This window comes from Spiroplasma endosymbiont of Nephrotoma flavescens, from assembly GCF_964030835.1.
GTDB lineage: Bacteria > Bacillota_I > Bacilli_A > Mycoplasmatales > Nriv7 > Nriv7.
Window position 1 is genome coordinate 960,748 of record NZ_OZ034982.1, and the last position, 17,230, is coordinate 977,977.

20 protein-coding genes are annotated in these 17,230 nt (G+C 25.6%); 2 read left to right on the forward strand and 18 right to left on the reverse strand.

Annotated elements, in window-relative coordinates:
• Nucleotides 1-2: 2 nt before the first annotated feature.
• The 12 genes from AAHN02_RS05610 to metG all read right to left on the reverse strand — a co-directional run bounded on the left by AAHN02_RS05610 (nt 3) and on the right by metG (nt 11,525).
• Nucleotides 3-1,673, reverse strand: coding sequence for an ATP-binding cassette domain-containing protein (locus AAHN02_RS05610; protein ID WP_342277613.1), 1,671 nt, complete (start codon nt 1,671-1,673; stop codon nt 3-5).
• Entirely contained in the window at nt 1,673-2,815 is a 1,143-nt protein-coding gene (locus AAHN02_RS05615; RefSeq protein ID WP_342277614.1) for a hypothetical protein, read from the reverse strand. The genes AAHN02_RS05610 and AAHN02_RS05615 overlap by 1 nt, the downstream gene beginning before the upstream one ends.
• 27 nt (nt 2,816-2,842) lie before the next feature.
• Nucleotides 2,843-4,714, reverse strand: coding sequence for a tRNA uridine-5-carboxymethylaminomethyl(34) synthesis enzyme MnmG (gene mnmG, locus AAHN02_RS05620; RefSeq protein ID WP_342277615.1), 1,872 nt, complete (start codon nt 4,712-4,714; stop codon nt 2,843-2,845).
• Nucleotides 4,715-4,871: 157 nt separating this feature from the next.
• Nucleotides 4,872-5,147, reverse strand: a complete 276-nt coding sequence (locus AAHN02_RS05625) for a hypothetical protein (protein ID WP_342277616.1) — start codon at nt 5,145-5,147, stop codon at nt 4,872-4,874.
• Complete coding sequence (locus tag AAHN02_RS05630) at nt 5,148-6,092, reverse strand: IS30 family transposase (protein WP_342277617.1); 945 nt, start codon at nt 6,090-6,092, stop codon at nt 5,148-5,150.
• An 80-nt stretch (nt 6,093-6,172) separates the two neighbouring features.
• The gene (locus AAHN02_RS05635; protein WP_342277618.1) at nt 6,173-6,340 is read right to left on the reverse strand and encodes a hypothetical protein; all 168 of its coding nucleotides are present in this window, start codon (nt 6,338-6,340) and stop codon (nt 6,173-6,175) included.
• A 33-nt stretch (nt 6,341-6,373) separates the two neighbouring features.
• Entirely contained in the window at nt 6,374-6,868 is a 495-nt protein-coding gene (locus AAHN02_RS05640) for a hypothetical protein (protein ID WP_342277619.1), read from the reverse strand.
• A 68-nt stretch (nt 6,869-6,936) separates the two neighbouring features.
• On the reverse strand, nt 6,937-7,113 hold the full coding sequence (locus AAHN02_RS05645; protein WP_342277620.1) for a hypothetical protein: 177 nt from the start codon (nt 7,111-7,113) through the stop codon (nt 6,937-6,939).
• Complete coding sequence (locus tag AAHN02_RS05650) at nt 7,098-7,910, reverse strand: hypothetical protein (protein ID WP_342277621.1); 813 nt, start codon at nt 7,908-7,910, stop codon at nt 7,098-7,100. The genes AAHN02_RS05645 and AAHN02_RS05650 overlap by 16 nt, the downstream gene beginning before the upstream one ends.
• Nucleotides 7,911-8,146: 236 nt before the next feature.
• On the reverse strand, nt 8,147-8,872 hold the full coding sequence (locus AAHN02_RS05655; RefSeq protein WP_342189745.1) for a hypothetical protein: 726 nt from the start codon (nt 8,870-8,872) through the stop codon (nt 8,147-8,149).
• Between the two features lie 43 nt (nt 8,873-8,915).
• Nucleotides 8,916-9,860: an IS30 family transposase gene (locus AAHN02_RS05660; protein ID WP_342277622.1), complete on the reverse strand. Its 945-nt coding sequence runs from the start codon at nt 9,858-9,860 to the stop codon at nt 8,916-8,918.
• A gap of 120 nt (nt 9,861-9,980) precedes the next feature.
• Complete coding sequence (gene metG, locus AAHN02_RS05665) at nt 9,981-11,525, reverse strand: methionine--tRNA ligase (RefSeq protein WP_342277623.1); 1,545 nt, start codon at nt 11,523-11,525, stop codon at nt 9,981-9,983.
• A gap of 92 nt (nt 11,526-11,617) precedes the next feature.
• On the opposite strand from metG, the gene tpx reads away from it, so the two are divergent.
• Complete coding sequence (gene tpx / locus AAHN02_RS05670) at nt 11,618-12,106, forward strand: thiol peroxidase (protein ID WP_342277624.1); 489 nt, start codon at nt 11,618-11,620, stop codon at nt 12,104-12,106.
• A 69-nt stretch (nt 12,107-12,175) separates the two neighbouring features.
• Here tpx and AAHN02_RS05675 read toward each other — a convergent pair whose 3' ends face one another.
• Nucleotides 12,176-12,424, reverse strand: coding sequence for a hypothetical protein (locus tag AAHN02_RS05675; RefSeq protein ID WP_342277625.1), 249 nt, complete (start codon nt 12,422-12,424; stop codon nt 12,176-12,178).
• Between the two features lie 58 nt (nt 12,425-12,482).
• Here AAHN02_RS05675 and AAHN02_RS05680 point away from each other — a divergent pair, with 58 nt between their 5' ends.
• Nucleotides 12,483-13,427, forward strand: coding sequence for an IS30 family transposase (locus tag AAHN02_RS05680; RefSeq protein ID WP_342277626.1), 945 nt, complete (start codon nt 12,483-12,485; stop codon nt 13,425-13,427).
• On the opposite strand, the gene AAHN02_RS05685 is transcribed toward AAHN02_RS05680, so the two are convergent.
• The 5 genes from AAHN02_RS05685 to rsmI form a co-directional block, all read right to left on the reverse strand.
• The gene (locus AAHN02_RS05685; protein ID WP_342277627.1) at nt 13,424-14,329 is read right to left on the reverse strand and encodes a hypothetical protein; all 906 of its coding nucleotides are present in this window, start codon (nt 14,327-14,329) and stop codon (nt 13,424-13,426) included. The genes AAHN02_RS05680 and AAHN02_RS05685 overlap by 4 nt on opposite strands.
• A gap of 11 nt (nt 14,330-14,340) precedes the next feature.
• Nucleotides 14,341-14,664, reverse strand: a complete 324-nt coding sequence (locus tag AAHN02_RS05690; RefSeq protein ID WP_342277628.1) for a hypothetical protein — start codon at nt 14,662-14,664, stop codon at nt 14,341-14,343.
• Between the two features lie 19 nt (nt 14,665-14,683).
• Nucleotides 14,684-15,628 (reverse strand): IS30 family transposase, encoded by a 945-nt coding sequence (locus tag AAHN02_RS05695; protein WP_338966816.1) that lies wholly within the window; start codon nt 15,626-15,628, stop codon nt 14,684-14,686.
• A gap of 90 nt (nt 15,629-15,718) precedes the next feature.
• Nucleotides 15,719-16,252, reverse strand: a complete 534-nt coding sequence (locus AAHN02_RS05700; RefSeq protein WP_342277629.1) for a hypothetical protein — start codon at nt 16,250-16,252, stop codon at nt 15,719-15,721.
• Nucleotides 16,253-16,380: 128 nt separating this feature from the next.
• Nucleotides 16,381-17,226 carry a 16S rRNA (cytidine(1402)-2'-O)-methyltransferase gene (gene rsmI / locus AAHN02_RS05705; protein ID WP_342189760.1) on the reverse strand — a complete coding sequence of 282 codons (846 nt, stop codon included), beginning with the start codon at nt 17,224-17,226 and terminating at the stop codon, nt 16,381-16,383.
• Between the last annotated feature and the right edge of the window lie 4 nt (nt 17,227-17,230).

A 17,230-nucleotide genomic window follows, 5' to 3' on the forward strand; every position in this document is an offset into this window, starting at 1 on the left:
TTCTAACCACCAGTAATCCTTATTTTAATTGTCGCTATTACTTGCACAATTTTATCTTTAACTATTGTAATTTTATTAATAATTTTTTGCCACAATAAAACTTTTCGAGAAATACTTTTATATTTTAATTCACTTTTAGTAATTTGAATATGTTTATCAATCAAATCTTCGCGTTTTTTAGAAAGAATCAGTGGATTGTTTAAAATATTACTTTTAACATCATCCCCTTCTAAGGTAGCAACCATTCTCCCATTTTGAATAACTGTCACCCGATTAGCTAATAATTCTAAAAGATGCGAATCACAATCAATTAAAAGAAATGCTACGCCTTTTTTTTGCAAGGCAATAATACGATTAATAATCAATTTTGCTGAATCATTATCTAAATGCATTAACGGATTAACTAAAATAACAACTTTCGGGTTTGTTTCTAATGTCCTTGCTAAAACAAATTTTTGTAATTCACCATTAGATAAAGTATTGGCAATACTATTACCATTAATAAAATCAGGCATTTGATAATTTTGTAAAATCTTTTTTAATTTAAATCAAATATCATCACGCCTTAAAACCCCAGCATTTAAATATTTAGGATTATTATGATGTCATAAAATAAAATTATCAATTAAAGAATAACTATCAATAGTTGCATCTTGTAAAAAATTTTCTGGTACTAAATCAATGCCTAATTTATAACGATACGCCTGATTCTTTTTATTAATACTATCATTTTTAAAAAATATTCTTACTGTTGGTGATTTAGTTTTTCCTGAAATTATATCCCCAATTAAGGAACTACTAATATTTGTGCGATCATAAACTCCTAAAATTTCACCAACTTGTAAAATTAAATCAATGCCTTCTAATTTTGGATAATTGCGTTTATTAAAACTAATATCTTCAGCATATAATACTAATTCCCTTTTTTTAAAAGATTCTTTTTTATGGTCAATCATTGTTGTTCAATATTTATGTTGAATTTTCTTTACTTTTAAAACATTTTTATTATGCTTTGTCCACACAATCCGACCTTTATTTAATAACGAATAATGATTTGACACTGCTTTAGCAAATTCTTTACTTCGTGTTGAAAAAATTACTGTAATTTTATCTTTAATAAAAGATTTAAAAATTGGTAAAAACTCCTCTTCTTGTTCCAACGGTAAACCGACTGTTGGCTCATCTAAAACTAAAATTCGTGGTTTTTGGTACAAGGCTCTTAGTAATGCCACCTTTCTTTGTTCTGATAATGAAAGAATCCCAAACTGTTTATTTAAATCAACATAAATTTTATACTTCCGTATTAATTTTTCAATTTTAGCTTCAGTTTTTCCTCAATTAATAAATATTTTCAAAAATTGTGGTTCATTTCCCAAAACTATATTTTGTCGAACACTAAAATCAGGAATAAAGTAAGTATCTTGTCCAGCATAACTAATTTGATAGTTAGGAGTCAAAAACTGTCCGATGCGTTTATTAGCAACTTTAATCACACCATTGGTGGGATTTTCCAAACCAGCTAATAAGCGCACACAAGTTGTTTTACCAGCCCCATTATCACCAACTAAGGCATGAATTTCACCAGAATTTACCTTTAAAGTAATATTATTTAAAACTAAATTATCTTGATATTGTTTATAAACATTATTAAATTCAATTAAAGGTGATGACATTAGCTAGTTCCTTCTTTACAAAAATGTTGTGATAATGGAGCATTAATAACATTACATTGCAAAGGCTTTCACACAAATTTATTATTATCAAATTGTTGATGAGAAAATTTAATATCTTGGATATCAACAATAATATCACTAACGAAATTTCAATCAGTTAATAACTGTGGTTTTATTTCCTCAGAATGATAAATTTTAGATAATATACCCGTAAAATTACGATTAATACTAGCAAGTAAATAATTTTTGGGTTTAATATGATATTTTTCTTTATTCATAATATCAACACTAACAAAATAATGTTTTTTTAAATTATCATTATTATCAATAAAAGCTTTTACTAAATTATTACTATATAATAACAACGGATCAAAAATCAAACTAACTTGATGATTTTCTAATAATGCTTTTGCAGTATTATACATATTATTACGATTCCAATCAGAGATAATTAAAGGATCACGATTATCAATTGATGTTTGTCAATCAACAAAATTAAACTCATAACCACCATCTTGTTTACTATCAATTTGCGCTTGATATAGTCCTTGTTGAAACCCAAAAGTTAATCGTTGTGCTAATTGATCATTTAAATATTCAACAGCACTAACTTGAATTTTATTATCAATCATTGTAAAATCTTGATGATTTTTTAACATATAAATACCTGATTGATATCCTAAATTATAACCCATTGTCAAAACATCAAATTTAATTTCAACTAAATTAACAATTTTATTACTAACAGAATTATGAACATAATCATAATCTAAGGTAATAATTTTATTACCCGTAGCAACCGACTTTTCTAACTCTTTTGTTAAATTAGGAATATTATTAGCAAAATTATGATTTAAAGCAATAAAATATTTTGTTTTATTTTTAGTATGCGTATTCAACATATTTTGTCAAAATAACAATTGCGTACTCTTATCAGCAATATTATCAATAATTCAATAATTATCTAAAATATCAATTGATGAATTATAAAAGTTTTTTGTTGTTGCATTATCATAAATACTTAATGGATGATTAGCAAAAATAACTGCTTGATCAGTAACAGAAAGACTACAACCAAAAATGGGAAGAGCAAAGATACTAGCAATATTAATACTATTTATTAATTTAAAGATTTTATCCACTTTATTCCCACCTTAACAAACTAATTATTAACTAGTTTGTGGATATTTTTTTTGTAAATGAAATAACAATGATACAATATCGGCGGGATTAACTCCCGAAATTCGTGAAGCTTGAGCGACTGTTAGCGGTTGAACTAACTTTAATTTTTCTTTGGCTTCAATAGCAATATTAGCAACAAAATCATAGTTAATATCTCGCGGAATTTGTTTTTTTTCTAATTTAATTTTTCGCGTAATTTGCTTTTGATGCCGATCTAAATAACCACTAAATTTATTTCTAATTTCATAATTAGTTTTTTGATTTTGATTTAATAAATTAATACTAGTAACATAAGGTACTAAAAAATTCAATGATATTTCTGGTCGTTTTAGTAAATCTCACGCACTAATACCAGCAGTTAACAATGAAAAATTACTCTCTTGTAATGCCTTTTGAATTGTTGAATTAGGTGTAAATCGTGTTACTCTTAATTCATTTTCAACAATATTTTGTAATTGACATTGCTTTTGATATTCATCTCACTCTACCCTACTTACTAAACCAATATCATAAGCATATTGTTTTAAACGATCTTCAGCATTATCATTTCTTAAAAAAATCCGATGTTCAGCTCGTGAAGTTAATAACCGATAAGGTTCCGATACTCCTTTAGTAACTAAGTCATCAATTAAAACGCCAATATACGCTTCATCTCTTCTTAAAATAAATGGTGCTTTATTCACTAATTGACAATGAACATTAATCGCTGCCATTAATCCTTGACAAGCAGCTTCTTCATAACCACTAGTACCATTAATTTGTCCAGCACTAAATAAATTTTTAATTATTTTGGTTTCTAAGGTTGGTTTTAGTTGTAAAGGATCAATAGCATCATATTCAATGGCATATGCTCATTTAAGAACTTGAACATTTTCTAATCCCGGCAAAGTTCTTAACATCCGATCTTGAATATCAATCGGCATTGATGTAGAAAATCCTTGAACATAAATTGTTTCTAAAGCAACTGATTCTGGTTCTAAAAAAATTTGATGTCGTGATTTATCAGCAAATCTAACAACCTTATCTTCAATACTTGGACAATATCTTGGTCCAACACTAGTGGGGATAGCACGATACATTGCTGATGCCTTTAAATTTTCATTAATAATTTGATGGGTATTTTCATTAGTATAAATAAGTCAACAAGGAACTTGTTTTTTTAAAGGCACAAACTCTTTTGTAGAAAAAGAAAATGCTAATGGTAAATCAGTTCCTAATTCTAATTGCATTTTACTGTAATCAATACTATCTTTATGAACTCGTGGTGGTGTTCCAGTTTTTAAGCGAATAACTTTAAATTCTAATTGTGCTAATTGTTTTGATATTCCATAAGAACCTTTTTGTCCATCAGGACCTTCCTGTTTAACACTAGACCCTTGTAAAACTTTAGCTTCCATATAAGTACCTGTTGTTAAAATAACTTTTTTAGCTTTAATTATTGTACCGTCATTTAAAATGATACCCTTAACAGTATGATTTTCTATTAATAACTCATTTACCATTGCTGATAGTACCGTTAAATTATCTTGTTGCCTAATAACATCATACATATATTTACTATATGCAATCTTATCGGATTGCGTTCTTATTGCTCACACTGCTGGTCCGCGTGAACTATTTAATAGCTTCATTTGTAATGCTGTTTTATCCGCAGCTTTAGCCATCTCACCACCCAAAGCATCAATTTCTCTAACAACAATTCCCTTAGCAGGACCACCAATTGATGGATTACAAGGCATACTCGCAATCTTTGTTGGATCAAGAGTGACCATCAGTGTCTTATGTTTCAACCGTGCACAAGCTAAAGCTGCTTCCACCCCAGCGTGTCCCCCGCCAATAACAATTACATCATATACCATTTAAATCACCTACTTTAATACCTTTTAATTTATTTCCCTTAAATTATATCTTATTTGTCTCCCAAATAAAAACAAGACTTTTTTTACAAGTCTTGTTTTAAATTTATATTTTTATTAACCAAAAACCTTAATAAAATCTTGATCTTCAATAACACTTTTATATAATAGGGACAACAAATGTGTCATCAAGAAACTTAGTAAATTTAAAATGATAATCATCTAACGAAATAACAAAATTTTTTAATCTATATGTGAAACCTACTTTAACTTTTCAACCAAATTTGTTTTTATAAAAATTAGCAATTTTTTTAGCATTAATTAAATCATCTTCTTTGTTATTAGAATAGTCAATATCTACTATCTCATCAAAGAAATTAACATCTTTTTCAATTATTTTATTTAAAAAATCGCCAAATTGTAAAGTTAAGTGCAACTAAATTATTTTTCTAACCAAATATTCGATTGGCGAAAGATAATTTAGTATTTTTCTTGGTCTTTGGTTTAAAGACAATATAAATTTATGAACTGCATTTTTAGTAGTGTTTGAAAAATTAAATTTTTTAGGAAATTTTTCTCTAATTAAACCATTAGTATTTTCATTAGTACCTCTTTGTCAAGGTGAATATGCATCAGCAAAATAAATTTTCACATTTAAATTTTTTTCAAGTTGTTGTCAATTAGCAAATTCTTTACCCCTATCAAATGTTATAGTCTTAACAAGATTATTTGGAAGAATTGATAAATAATGACTAATATTTTTGTTAATAACTTTAGTAGTTCTATTTTCAACTAATATTGCTAAAGTAAATCTTGATGTTCTTTCAACTAAAGTTATTAAACATGATTTACTTTTACCTCGTGATGATACTACAGTATCACCTTCTCAATGGCCAAGAGTTATGCGATTATTAACATTTCGTTCTTTAATGGATTTACCATTAAATTTACCCCAATTTTCTTGAGATTTTCGTTTCTTACCTTTTCTTCTTAAATTTTTACTAGTAACCTTTTCAAGTAATCCAGAATAAATTCAATTGTAAATTGTTTTAAAACTAATAATTCATTCTTGATGAAAATTTTTAATTCTGCCATAAATTTGTTCAGGCGATCAACCTAATAATAATTTTTGTTGTACATATTTTACTAATTCTCTATTTTTAAATTTATGAAAATAAACATGTAATTGTTTTCTATTTTCTGCTTTATTTTGTGCAATTAATGAAAAATAATGATTATTATCTTTATTTCTATTAACTTCTCGATTAATAGTACTAATACTTCGATTAAGATTTTTAGCTATTTCACTAATTTTTACTTTAAATTTCAATTGATTCTCAATATAAATTCTTTCATCTATGCCAAGATGTTTGTATCCCATATAAAAACTCCTTAAATTTACTTTTTCTAAAATAAACTTAGCATCATGAAATTTTTATATGAAATCTTTTGCAATTTTATTTACTTGCACTTACAAGTATAATTCAGCAAATCACTAATATTTTGAAAATTATTAAAATAAACTCTTATTTCTTTACTAAATGTTCCAACTTTAAAAATAACTGCTTTATAATTTTCATCAAGCTTTAAAAGACCATCAGATTGTATGGTATTATTAACATTATACATACTAATCGTAATCCGACTAGATTCTTTACCAAATTAATTTTTTAAATTTTTTCGAAGTTTTTCTAAAACATCACTAATCTTTTTATCAATAGTCATTCCTTCTAAGTCAAAAGGATTATCTTTAGTAAATTTCGCTAAATACTCTTTTACTTTATTAAATAACTGTTCATCAGTTCTTTTAAAATTATTAAAATAAACATTTATTTCGCCTGTAAATGAACCAATTGTCAAACTAACTCTCTTATAATTTTCATTAAGGTCAAAAAGACCATCTTCTTCTATGGTGTTATTAACATTCTTCATAGTAATTGCCATCCGACTAGATTCATCACCAAATTGACTTTTTAAATCTTTTCTCATTTTTGATAAAATATCGCGAATTTGTTCAGTAGCAGTCATTCCTTCTAAGTCAAAAGGATTATTTTTAGTAAATTTCGCTAAATACTCTTTTACTTTATTAAATAACTGTTCATCATTATTTTTAATATTTTTAAAGAAAAGTTCTATTGTATCATTAAATGAACCCACTGTAAGAGTAACTTGCTTATAATTATTATCATAATCACCACTTTTAGGTCGTAATAAACCATCTTCTTCTATTGTCTTATTAATAAACCCGACATATCAATCTTAATCCGATTATATTCCTGACTAAATTGATTTTTTAAATTTTTTCGAAGTTTTTCTAAAACATCACTAATTTTTTTATCAGCAGTCATTCCTTCTAAGTCAAAAGGATGAGAAAAATCAAAATTCTCTAAATATGTTTTCACTTTATTAATAACTGTTCATCATTATTTTTAATATTTTTAAAATACATTGGAATTCATTGCGAAGTTTTAACACCAATTTTAAACCTAATTTCCAGTGCGGTATTACCATCTTTAAAAACTTCAATAGCATTTTTTCCTAATGTTCAAGTTTCATTATAAATTTCAAGATTACTAATATGTTTAAAGATATTAGGAAATTTTTCCTGTAATTTTATTTTTACTTTATCCAAAGCATAACTTCGTTGCTGATTTATATTTAATCCACTTAAATCAAAACGATTATTGGCATTAAATCGTTCTAAATATGTAGAAACAATTTTTACTTTTAAAGCATCATTTTTAGCAATTAATTCCTCTTTATTTAACAATCTTGCCATTTCCGTTCTAATATGATGCAGTTTATCTTCCAAAGTGGCATTATCTTTAAGCAACTTAGCAATATCTGCTAATTCACCACTACCAAAACTATTTATTAACTTAGTTAATTCACTGGTATATTCAATTAATTGCGCGATTTCACTTTCTTGTTGGGTAATTTTTTCTCGCAATTTTTGTTCTAATTGTCCAATTCTTTTTTTAGTAACATTGTTTTTCTTAATTAACTCCTGAAAATCATTTGTTAAAATCGCAATTTTTCTTTTTAACGCGTTTATTTCCTCATTTAATAACTGATTATTCGTAATTTCTTCCTTAATGAAATTTTTTGCCCTTGTTTGCGAAGAACAAGCAATTAAATTAGTACCAATTCCTAACGAAAAAACAGTCACAATTAAAATATTTAATCATCGTTTAACCATTTTAATCTACTTCTATTTGTCATTTATTTAAAACTTTTTTATAGTTTAAATTTGTAATTTTTTGACCTGTTATTTCTATTTTATTCATAGCTTTTAATACCTCATTTTTACTCAATATAAACCAAAACTACATAAAAAAAGTAGTAACTCTTCATTTCTAATTTATACCTTATCCTATTAATTATATAAAAAATACCTTAAAAAGTCAAATATCCCCCTACTCTAGCGGTTTTTGATTATTTTTCTTTTCGTTCATATATTTTATTATTTATATAACAATAAAAGATATTAACAACAACAAATAAAATCAAAATAATGATACTAGCGATAATAACTAAAACAACTAACAATCAATTCGCAACATCTAATTTAGGTAAATAAGGGAAATACAATAAAGTTGGTTTATCATCTAATACTCCCATATACAAGCGAAGAATAATATATAAAAAGTAAAACAATGGATAAAGAAAATTAATTCATAATTTTTTCTTTAAATATTCTTTAATAACAATTGGTTTTTCACCAATATGAAAACACATATAACAAATTACTAATAATGGAATAATTAAATGCTGACTCATATTTTCAAATCAAGTAATCGGTGCCATTGTTGTCGCCGCAAAAGGGAGCATCATTGTCATATATGTTATAAAAGTAATAGAAATATATAATGAGATGACAATTAAACCACCTTGTCTTAAAACTAGTGGTTTATCACTTTTAAAGTGATAAATTGCTGCTAATAAAAATCACACAAAAACAATAATATTACTTTGAATTGTAAAATAACTAAAATATTGACCTTGAAAACCCGTATAAGAAAAAGGCTCATCAATACTTCGCATTCAAGTTTTAGTTATTAAATGTTCAACATAGCCAAAAATTAAAACTGATAATGTAAAGACAGCAATTACGATTTCATAAATGAACCATCATTTATTAGAATCTTTAGTAATTTTCATAAAATATCCTCCTTTAATTGCCAAATTGTAAAGTTAAGTGCAACTAAATTATTTTTCTAACCAAATATTCGATTGGCGAAAGATAATTTAGTATTTTTCTTGGTCTTTGGTTTAAAGACAATATAAATTTATGAACTGCATTTTTAGTAGTGTTTGAAAAATTAAATTTTTTAGGAAATTTTTCTCTAATTAAACCATTAGTATTTTCATTAGTACCTCTTTGTCAAGGTGAATATGCATCAGCAAAATAAATTTTCACATTTAAATTTTTTTCAAGTTGTTGTCAATTAGCAAATTCTTTACCCCTATCAAATGTTATAGTCTTAACAAGATTATTTGGAAGAATTGATAAATAATGACTAATATTTTTGTTAATAACTTTAGTAGTTCTATTTTCAACTAATATTGCTAAAGTAAATCTTGATGTTCTTTCAACTAAAGTTATTAAACATGATTTACTTTTACCTCGTGATGATACTACAGTATCACCTTCTCAATGGCCAAGAGTTATGCGATTATTAACATTTCGTTCTTTAATGGATTTACCATTAAATTTACCCCGATTTTCTTGAAATTTTCGTTTCTTACCTTTTCTTCTTAAATTTTTACTAGTAACCTTTTCAAGTAATCCAGAATAAATTCAATTGTAAATTGTTTTAAAACTAATAATTCATTCTTGATGAAAATTTTTAATTCTGTCATAAATTTGTTCAGGCGATCAACCTAATAATAATTTTTGTTGTACATATTTTACTAATTCTCTATTTTTAAATTTATGAAAATAAACATGTAATTGTTTTCTATTTTCTGCTTTATTTTGTACAATTAATGAAAAATAATGATTATTATCTTTATTTCTATTAACTTCTCGATTAATACTACTAATACTTCGATTAAGATTTTTAGCTATTTCACTAATTTTTACTTTAAATTTCAATTGATTCTCAATATAAATTCTTTCATCTATGCCAAGATGTTTGTATCCCATATAAAAACTCCTTAAATTTACTTTTTCTAAAATAAACTTAGCATCATGAAATTTTTATATGAAATCTTTTGCAATTTTATTTACTTGCACTTACAAGTATAATTCAGCAATTAAAAATAATTAACTATTATTTATTCGCGGAAATAATATTTGTTTCAAATTAATTTTAACATTATCTAAGTCTTGAAAATTAGTTAAATTTGTAAAATTTAACTGTTCGTAATTAATATTTAATTGTTGAAAAATAACAATACTTTTCGTTACTAAAACAGGTTGTAATAAATACGCACTTACTTTTAAAACTTGTAATAAATTATTAATAACTTTATTTAAATTAACATCATGATTAGTAAATAATATTCAAGGAGTTCTTTCTTCAATATGCTTATTAGCATAATGTAATAATTCAATTACTGCTTTAACAGCATCATTAATTAAATATTGATCCATTTTTGCTTCATAACTTTCAATTGTTAAATGAATGTGTTGTTCTAATGCCTTATCTAAATCATTAGTACTAGGAACATACTGCGGAATAACATTATTAAAATATTTTTCGGTCATTGTCATTGTTCTTGATAATAAATTACCTAAATTATTAACTAAATTACTATTATAAGAATCAATTAATAATTGTAAGCTATAATTACTATCTCTGGTAATATGTAAATCATTAACAAGAAAAAATCGTAAAGCATCACTACCATACTCATTAATTAATTGTAATGGATTAATACTATTATCTTTTGATTTTGACATTTTATCATTATTCATTGTGATTCACGAATGACTAATTAATTTATTAGGTAAACGAATATTTAATGCCATTAATAGGATTGGTCAATAAATAGCATGAAATCTAGTAATTTCTTTACCTAAAAATTGCACAATTTCACTATTTTCGCCTCAATATTTATTAAATTCACTATTATCTGATGAAAGATAACCTAATGAACTTAAATAATTACTTAAAGCATCAATTCAAACATAAATTATATGTTTGGAATTTTCTTTAACCGGAATCCCTCAATTAAAACTTGTTCTTGTAACACTTAAATCTTGAAGTCCCGGACTTAAAAAATTATTAATCATTTCATTCATTCGTGATTCGGGATAAATAAAGTCAGGATGTTGATGATAATAAGCTAACAATTGTTTTTGATACTTTGAAACTTTAAAAAAATAACTTTCTTCTTGTAAAAACTTTAATTGTTGATTACATAATAAATGCAACTTATCACGAGAAATTTGTGATTTAGTAACAAATTCTTCACAAGCAATACAATATCAACCTTCATATTGATCTAAGTAAATATCTTCTTGGGCTAATAACTGATTAAAGATTTTTTCAACAACAATAGTATGTTCTTGACTACTAGTTCTAATAAATTTAGAATAATCAATGTGTAAGGCTGTTCATAAATCTTTAAACTTATTAACGATGCCATCAACAAATTCTTGGGGGGTAATATTTGCTAATTGTGCCGCCTTAGCAATTTTTTGTCCGTGTTCATCACTACCAGTAGTAAAAAATACTTCATAACCTTGTTGTTTCTTATAACGCGCTAAAACATCACTTAAAACTGTTGTATACGCATGTCCTAAGTGCAATTCATTATTCGGATAATATATTGGCGTTGAAACATAAAAATATTTTGGTTGCATAACTTCATCCTTTATCAAATTATTTATATTATATATTATATTACATCATTTCTTTATATAATTAAATTATACATACCCTAAGGAGGACTAATATGGAAGTAAAAATGAAAGGAAAACCTTTACAATTAATTAAAGAACCAATTAAAATTGGTGAAACTCTTGATTTTATCGCCACTAATCTTAATATGTCAGACTTTAAAATAACTGATATCGTCAATAAAAAGAAAGTAATCTCAGTTGTCCCCAGTGTTGATACTAGCACTTGTTTAACCCAAACTAAACATATGAACGAAAATATTAGTAAACTAGAAAATATGCAACTAATTACAATTTCAAGAGACCTACCCTTCGCCCAAAATAAAGCTTGTGAAAGTTTTAAAGACAATAATCACATCCTTATATCTGATTACAAATACCGTGATTTCGGCATTAAAACTGGTTTAGTAATCCAAAAACTAGAACTTCTAGCAAGAACCTTAATAGTATTAGATGAAAACAACATCGTTATCTATATTGATATTAACGAAGAAACATCAGTGGAACCGAATTACACTAAACTATGAGACTTTTTAAACAAATAATCACATATGTTAAAAACACACTTTATACAAAGTGTGTTTTATTTATTTTATTATTAATTTATATAAGTTTTATATATGTGAAAGGCCTTTTAAATATAAACTTAATGAAACTTCATCTAAACTACCAACTTTAACAGTTAAATCAAGATCTGTTTCACCAAAAAAAGAAGTTAATTTATTATTTTTTGAAATTGGTGTTCCATCCTCAATACTTACTTGATCATAGTTTATTTTTCCCAAATATTTTTGTAATTGTTCTTTTAAAAGAGCTGAATTATACTTGTAAGTGCAAGTAAATAAAATTGCAAAAGATTTCATATAAAAATTTCATGATGCTAAGTTTATTTTAGAAAAAGTAAATTTAAGGAGTTTTTATATGGGATACAAACATCTTGGCATAGATGAAAGAATTTATATTGAGAATCAATTGAAATTTAAAGTAAAAATTAGTGAAATAGCTAAAAATCTTAATCGAAATATTAGTACTATTAATCGAGAAGTTAATAGAAATAAAGATAATAATCATTATTTTTCATTAATTGCACAAAATAAAGCAGAAAATAGAAAACAATTACATGTTTATTTTCATAAATTTAAAAATAGAGAATTAGTAAAATATGTACAACAAAAATTATTATTAGGTTGATCGCCTGAACAAATTTATGGCAGAATTAAAAATTTTCATCAAGAATGAATTATTAGTTTTAAAACAATTTACAATTGAATTTATTCTGGATTACTTGAAAAGGTTACTAGTAAAAATTTAAGAAGAAAAGGTAAGAAACGAAAATCTCAAGAAAATCGGGGTAAATTTAATGGTAAATCCATTAAAGAACGAAATATTAATAATCGCATAACTCTTGGCCATTGAGAAGGTGATACTGTAGTATCATCAAGAGGTAAAAGTAAATCATGTTTAATAACTTTAGTTGAAAGAACATCAAGATTTACTTTAGCAATATTAGTTGAAAATAGAACTACTAAAGTTATTAACAAAAATATTAGTCATTATTTATCAATTCTTCCAAATAATCTTGTTAAGACTATAACATTTGATAGGGGTAAAGAATTTGCTAATTGACAACAACTTGAAAAAAATTTAAATGTGAAAATTTATTTTGCTGATGCATATTCACCTTGACAAAGAGGTACTAATGAAAATACTAATGGTTTAATTAGAGAAAAATTTCCTAAAAAATTTAATTTTTCAAACACTAATAAAAATGCAGTTCATAAATTTATATTGTCTTTAAACCAAAGACCAAGAAAAATACTAAATTATCTTTCGCCAATCGAATATTTGGTTAGAAAAATAATTTAGTTGCACTTAACTTTACAATTTGGCAGAGCAATAGCTTCGCTCCTTGAGTTTGTAAGTTCTTTCAAACCTCAGTTATAGCGAATTTTTAAAAAATTTTTAACTAAAGTTAAAATTTCTTCATTTGATTTTCTAATAAAACCAACATTTTTTACTTTAAAACGAATCGTTGCCGTTTCTTTACCAAAAGTAATATCCATATCGTATCATTCTGAATTACCAGTTAAATTATCAGTTTCTGAACCTTTAAATGAAATTTTTAAAAGTTGATAATCATCACCTAATAAAGTTTTAATTAATTCTTTTGCCTTATTATACGCATCTAATCTGGTATTACCAGTATTTAATTTGTGGACATTAAAATCAAACTCAGTTTCAAAATACAATTTAATAAGTTGTATTATTAAACTATGATTTTCCTTAATTAAATCTTTTCGTTCACCAATTATTCGTAAAAATTCAGCTTTAATATGAGCAATTTTACCCTTTCAATCAGTTTTAGAACCCGTAAAAGGTTTAATATCCTTTAATTTATCTTTACCAAAACTATTAACTAACTCATCCAATTTTTGTAAATCAGCATTTAAAAGTGCTAATTCATCTTGGTATTTTTTAATCTTAATTTCTAATTTGACCTTAATATTTTCTAGTTGTGCAATAGTTAAATCAATATTTTTATCAAGATTTTTTATTTGATTAGTCAAATCATTAATTTTATTCACTAAACTTTGTTTTTCAACGCGAAATAAAGTGTTATTAACAATTTCATCAAAAATACTATCTTTAACAATTAAGTTTTGTTCCGTAGGAATTGGTGCTTTATCAGCACAAGCTGTTAAAGTAACCCCTACCCCAACTGTCAAACTAGCTACAATTAAAAGGTTTAAAAGATTTTTAAACATCATAATATTGCCTCTTATTGTTTGAAGTCGTTAATTAAATTTTCTAAGTTGTCAACAGCAGTTTCTAATTCAGTTTTAACGGTTTTACCAGTATCAATCGCTATTTGTAAAGCATCTAAAGCCTCATTAGCATCCTTAATTTCTTGCTTATTTGCTTCATTTTCAGTATTAAGCTTAGTTTTTTCTTTAATTATTCTTTCAAACTCAGCTTTAATATGATCAACTTGGTCTTCAAATTTCGCTTCTTCTTTTACTTTTTTAAGTTCTTTTAAACTACCTTCTTTACCAAAAGTAGCAACTAAATCAGTAATTAAGTTAACTTGTTTTGTATATGCCAAATTGTAAAGTTAAGTGCAACTAAATTATTTTTCTAACCAAATATTCGATTGGCGAAAGATAATTTAGTATTTTTCTTGGTCTTTGGTTTAAAGACAATATAAATTTATGAACTGCATTTTTAGTAGTGTTTGAAAAATTAAATTTTTTAGGAAATTTTTCTCTAATTAAACCATTAGTATTTTCATTAGTACCTCTTTGTCAAGGTGAATATGCATCAGCAAAATAAATTTTCACATTTAAATTTTTTTCAAGTTGTTGTCAATTAGCAAATTCTTTACCCCTATCAAATGTTATAGTCTTAACAAGATTATTTGGAAGAATTGATAAATAATGACTAATATTTTTGTTAATAACTTTAGTAGTTCTATTTTCAACTAATATTGCTAAAGTAAATCTTGATGTTCTTTCAACTAAAGTTATTAAACATGATTTACTTTTACCTCGTGATGATACTACAGTATCACCTTCTCAACGGCCAAGAGTTATGCGATTATTAACATTTCGTTCTTTAATGGATTTACCATTAAATTTACCCCGATTTTCTTGAGATTTTCGTTTCTTACCTTTTCTTCTTAAATTTTTACTAGTAACCTTTTCAAGTAATCCAGAATAAATTCAATTGTAAATTGTTTTAAAACTAATAATTCATTCTTGATGAAAATTTTTAATTCTGCCATAAATTTGTTCAGGCGATCAACCTAATAATAATTTTTGTTGTACATATTTTACTAATTCTCTATTTTTAAATTTATGAAAATAAACATGTAATTGTTTTCTATTTTCTGCTTTATTTTGTGCAATTAATGAAAAATAATGATTATTATCTTTATTTCTATTAACTTCTCGATTAATAGTACTAATACTTCGATTAAGATTTTTAGCTATTTCACTAATTTTTACTTTAAATTTCAATTGATTCTCAATATAAATTCTTTCATCTATGCCAAGATGTTTGTATCCCATATAAAAACTCCTTAAATTTACTTTTTCTAAAATAAACTTAGCATCATGAAATTTTTATATGAAATCTTTTGCAATTTTATTTACTTGCACTTACAAGTATAATTCAGCATATATTTTAATTTGGTCATTTAATTTAGTAATTTGAGTATCCTTCTCAGCTAATTTCTCATTTAAAGCTTTTTCTTTTTGAAATCGGTAGTCTTCAAGAGCCTTAACATACTTTAAAGCAGTAGTTTTTTCACTATTAAATTCAGTTAACTCTTTAATTACAACAACTGTATCATTTGATTTAATAGCATCATATTGTGTTTTAAGTTCTAGTAATAATGCATCATTATTTTCTCCAATAGTTTTTACACTCTTAATTAGGTTTTTAACCTTATCATTTACTGCTATAAATGCTTGTTTTTGTACATCATATTGAGTTTCCAAAGTTTTAATTCTTGTCTTTAAAGTATTAACAGTATTAGCAAAACTTGTTCTAAGTTGTTCAATTGCTTCTTGACTTGTGATTTTATCAAAAGTAACTGTCCCTGTTGAACAAGCAACTAAACCGATTGTCGCTGTTCCTAAACCTAATGTAATACTAGTTAAAGCCATTAATAAACGCTTTGTTCCATTCATATTCATATTTTTCCCTCTTTTTTTAATAATTTGTTCAGTATAAACTGAAACTTTCTTTTCCTATTTTATACCTTAACTCGTTAATTATACAGAAAAATAGGAAAATGTCAACATTTCTCCTCCTAGGGTTACTCTTGATGATAGACTTGATATACAAGACTTTTAGGAAGATTTCGCATATTTGCTACTTCCTTAATTGCTTCTTTAATAGTAATATTTTGCTTTTTAGCTACTAAGATAATGTGGTCTTTAATAGTTAAAGAACGATAATCAACCACCACTTCATATCCTTTAACAATTAACACAAATTCACCCTTTAATGAAGTTAAATCAAGGTTAATAATATCATTTAATGGCATTCGATAAATAGTTTCATACATCTTCGTTAACTCTCTTGCTAAACAAACATCACGATTACCTAAAATTTCTTTCATCACCCTTAATGTTTTTTCTAAATGATGCACACCAACATAAAAAATTAACGATTCAGAACGATATTTTAATTGTTCAACTTGTTGTTTAAGTTTTCCTACTTTGTGGTCTAAAAAACCTCAAAAAGAAAACGGATATGGTGGTAATCCCGAACAAACTAAAGCATTTAATAACGCACTAGACCCACTAATACTAACAACATTATATTCCTTAGCAATTACTGCTTGGACTAATTGATATCCGGGATCCGATATTAATGGATAGCCAGCATCACTTAGCAAAGCAACTGATTGATTATTATTTAAAAATTGTAATACTAAATCAATTCGTTCTTTTTCATTATGTTGATGTAACGAAATAAGTTTTTTCTTAATATTAAAATGTTGTAATATTTTCTTACTTACTCTTGTATCTTCACAAAAAATTACAACAACCAGTTGTAAAGTTTCTGCAATCCGACTATTTAACTCTTTTAAATTGCCAATTGGTGTTGCTACTAAATATAGCGATGGCTGCTCATTACGAAAACTTTTCTGAATCATTATT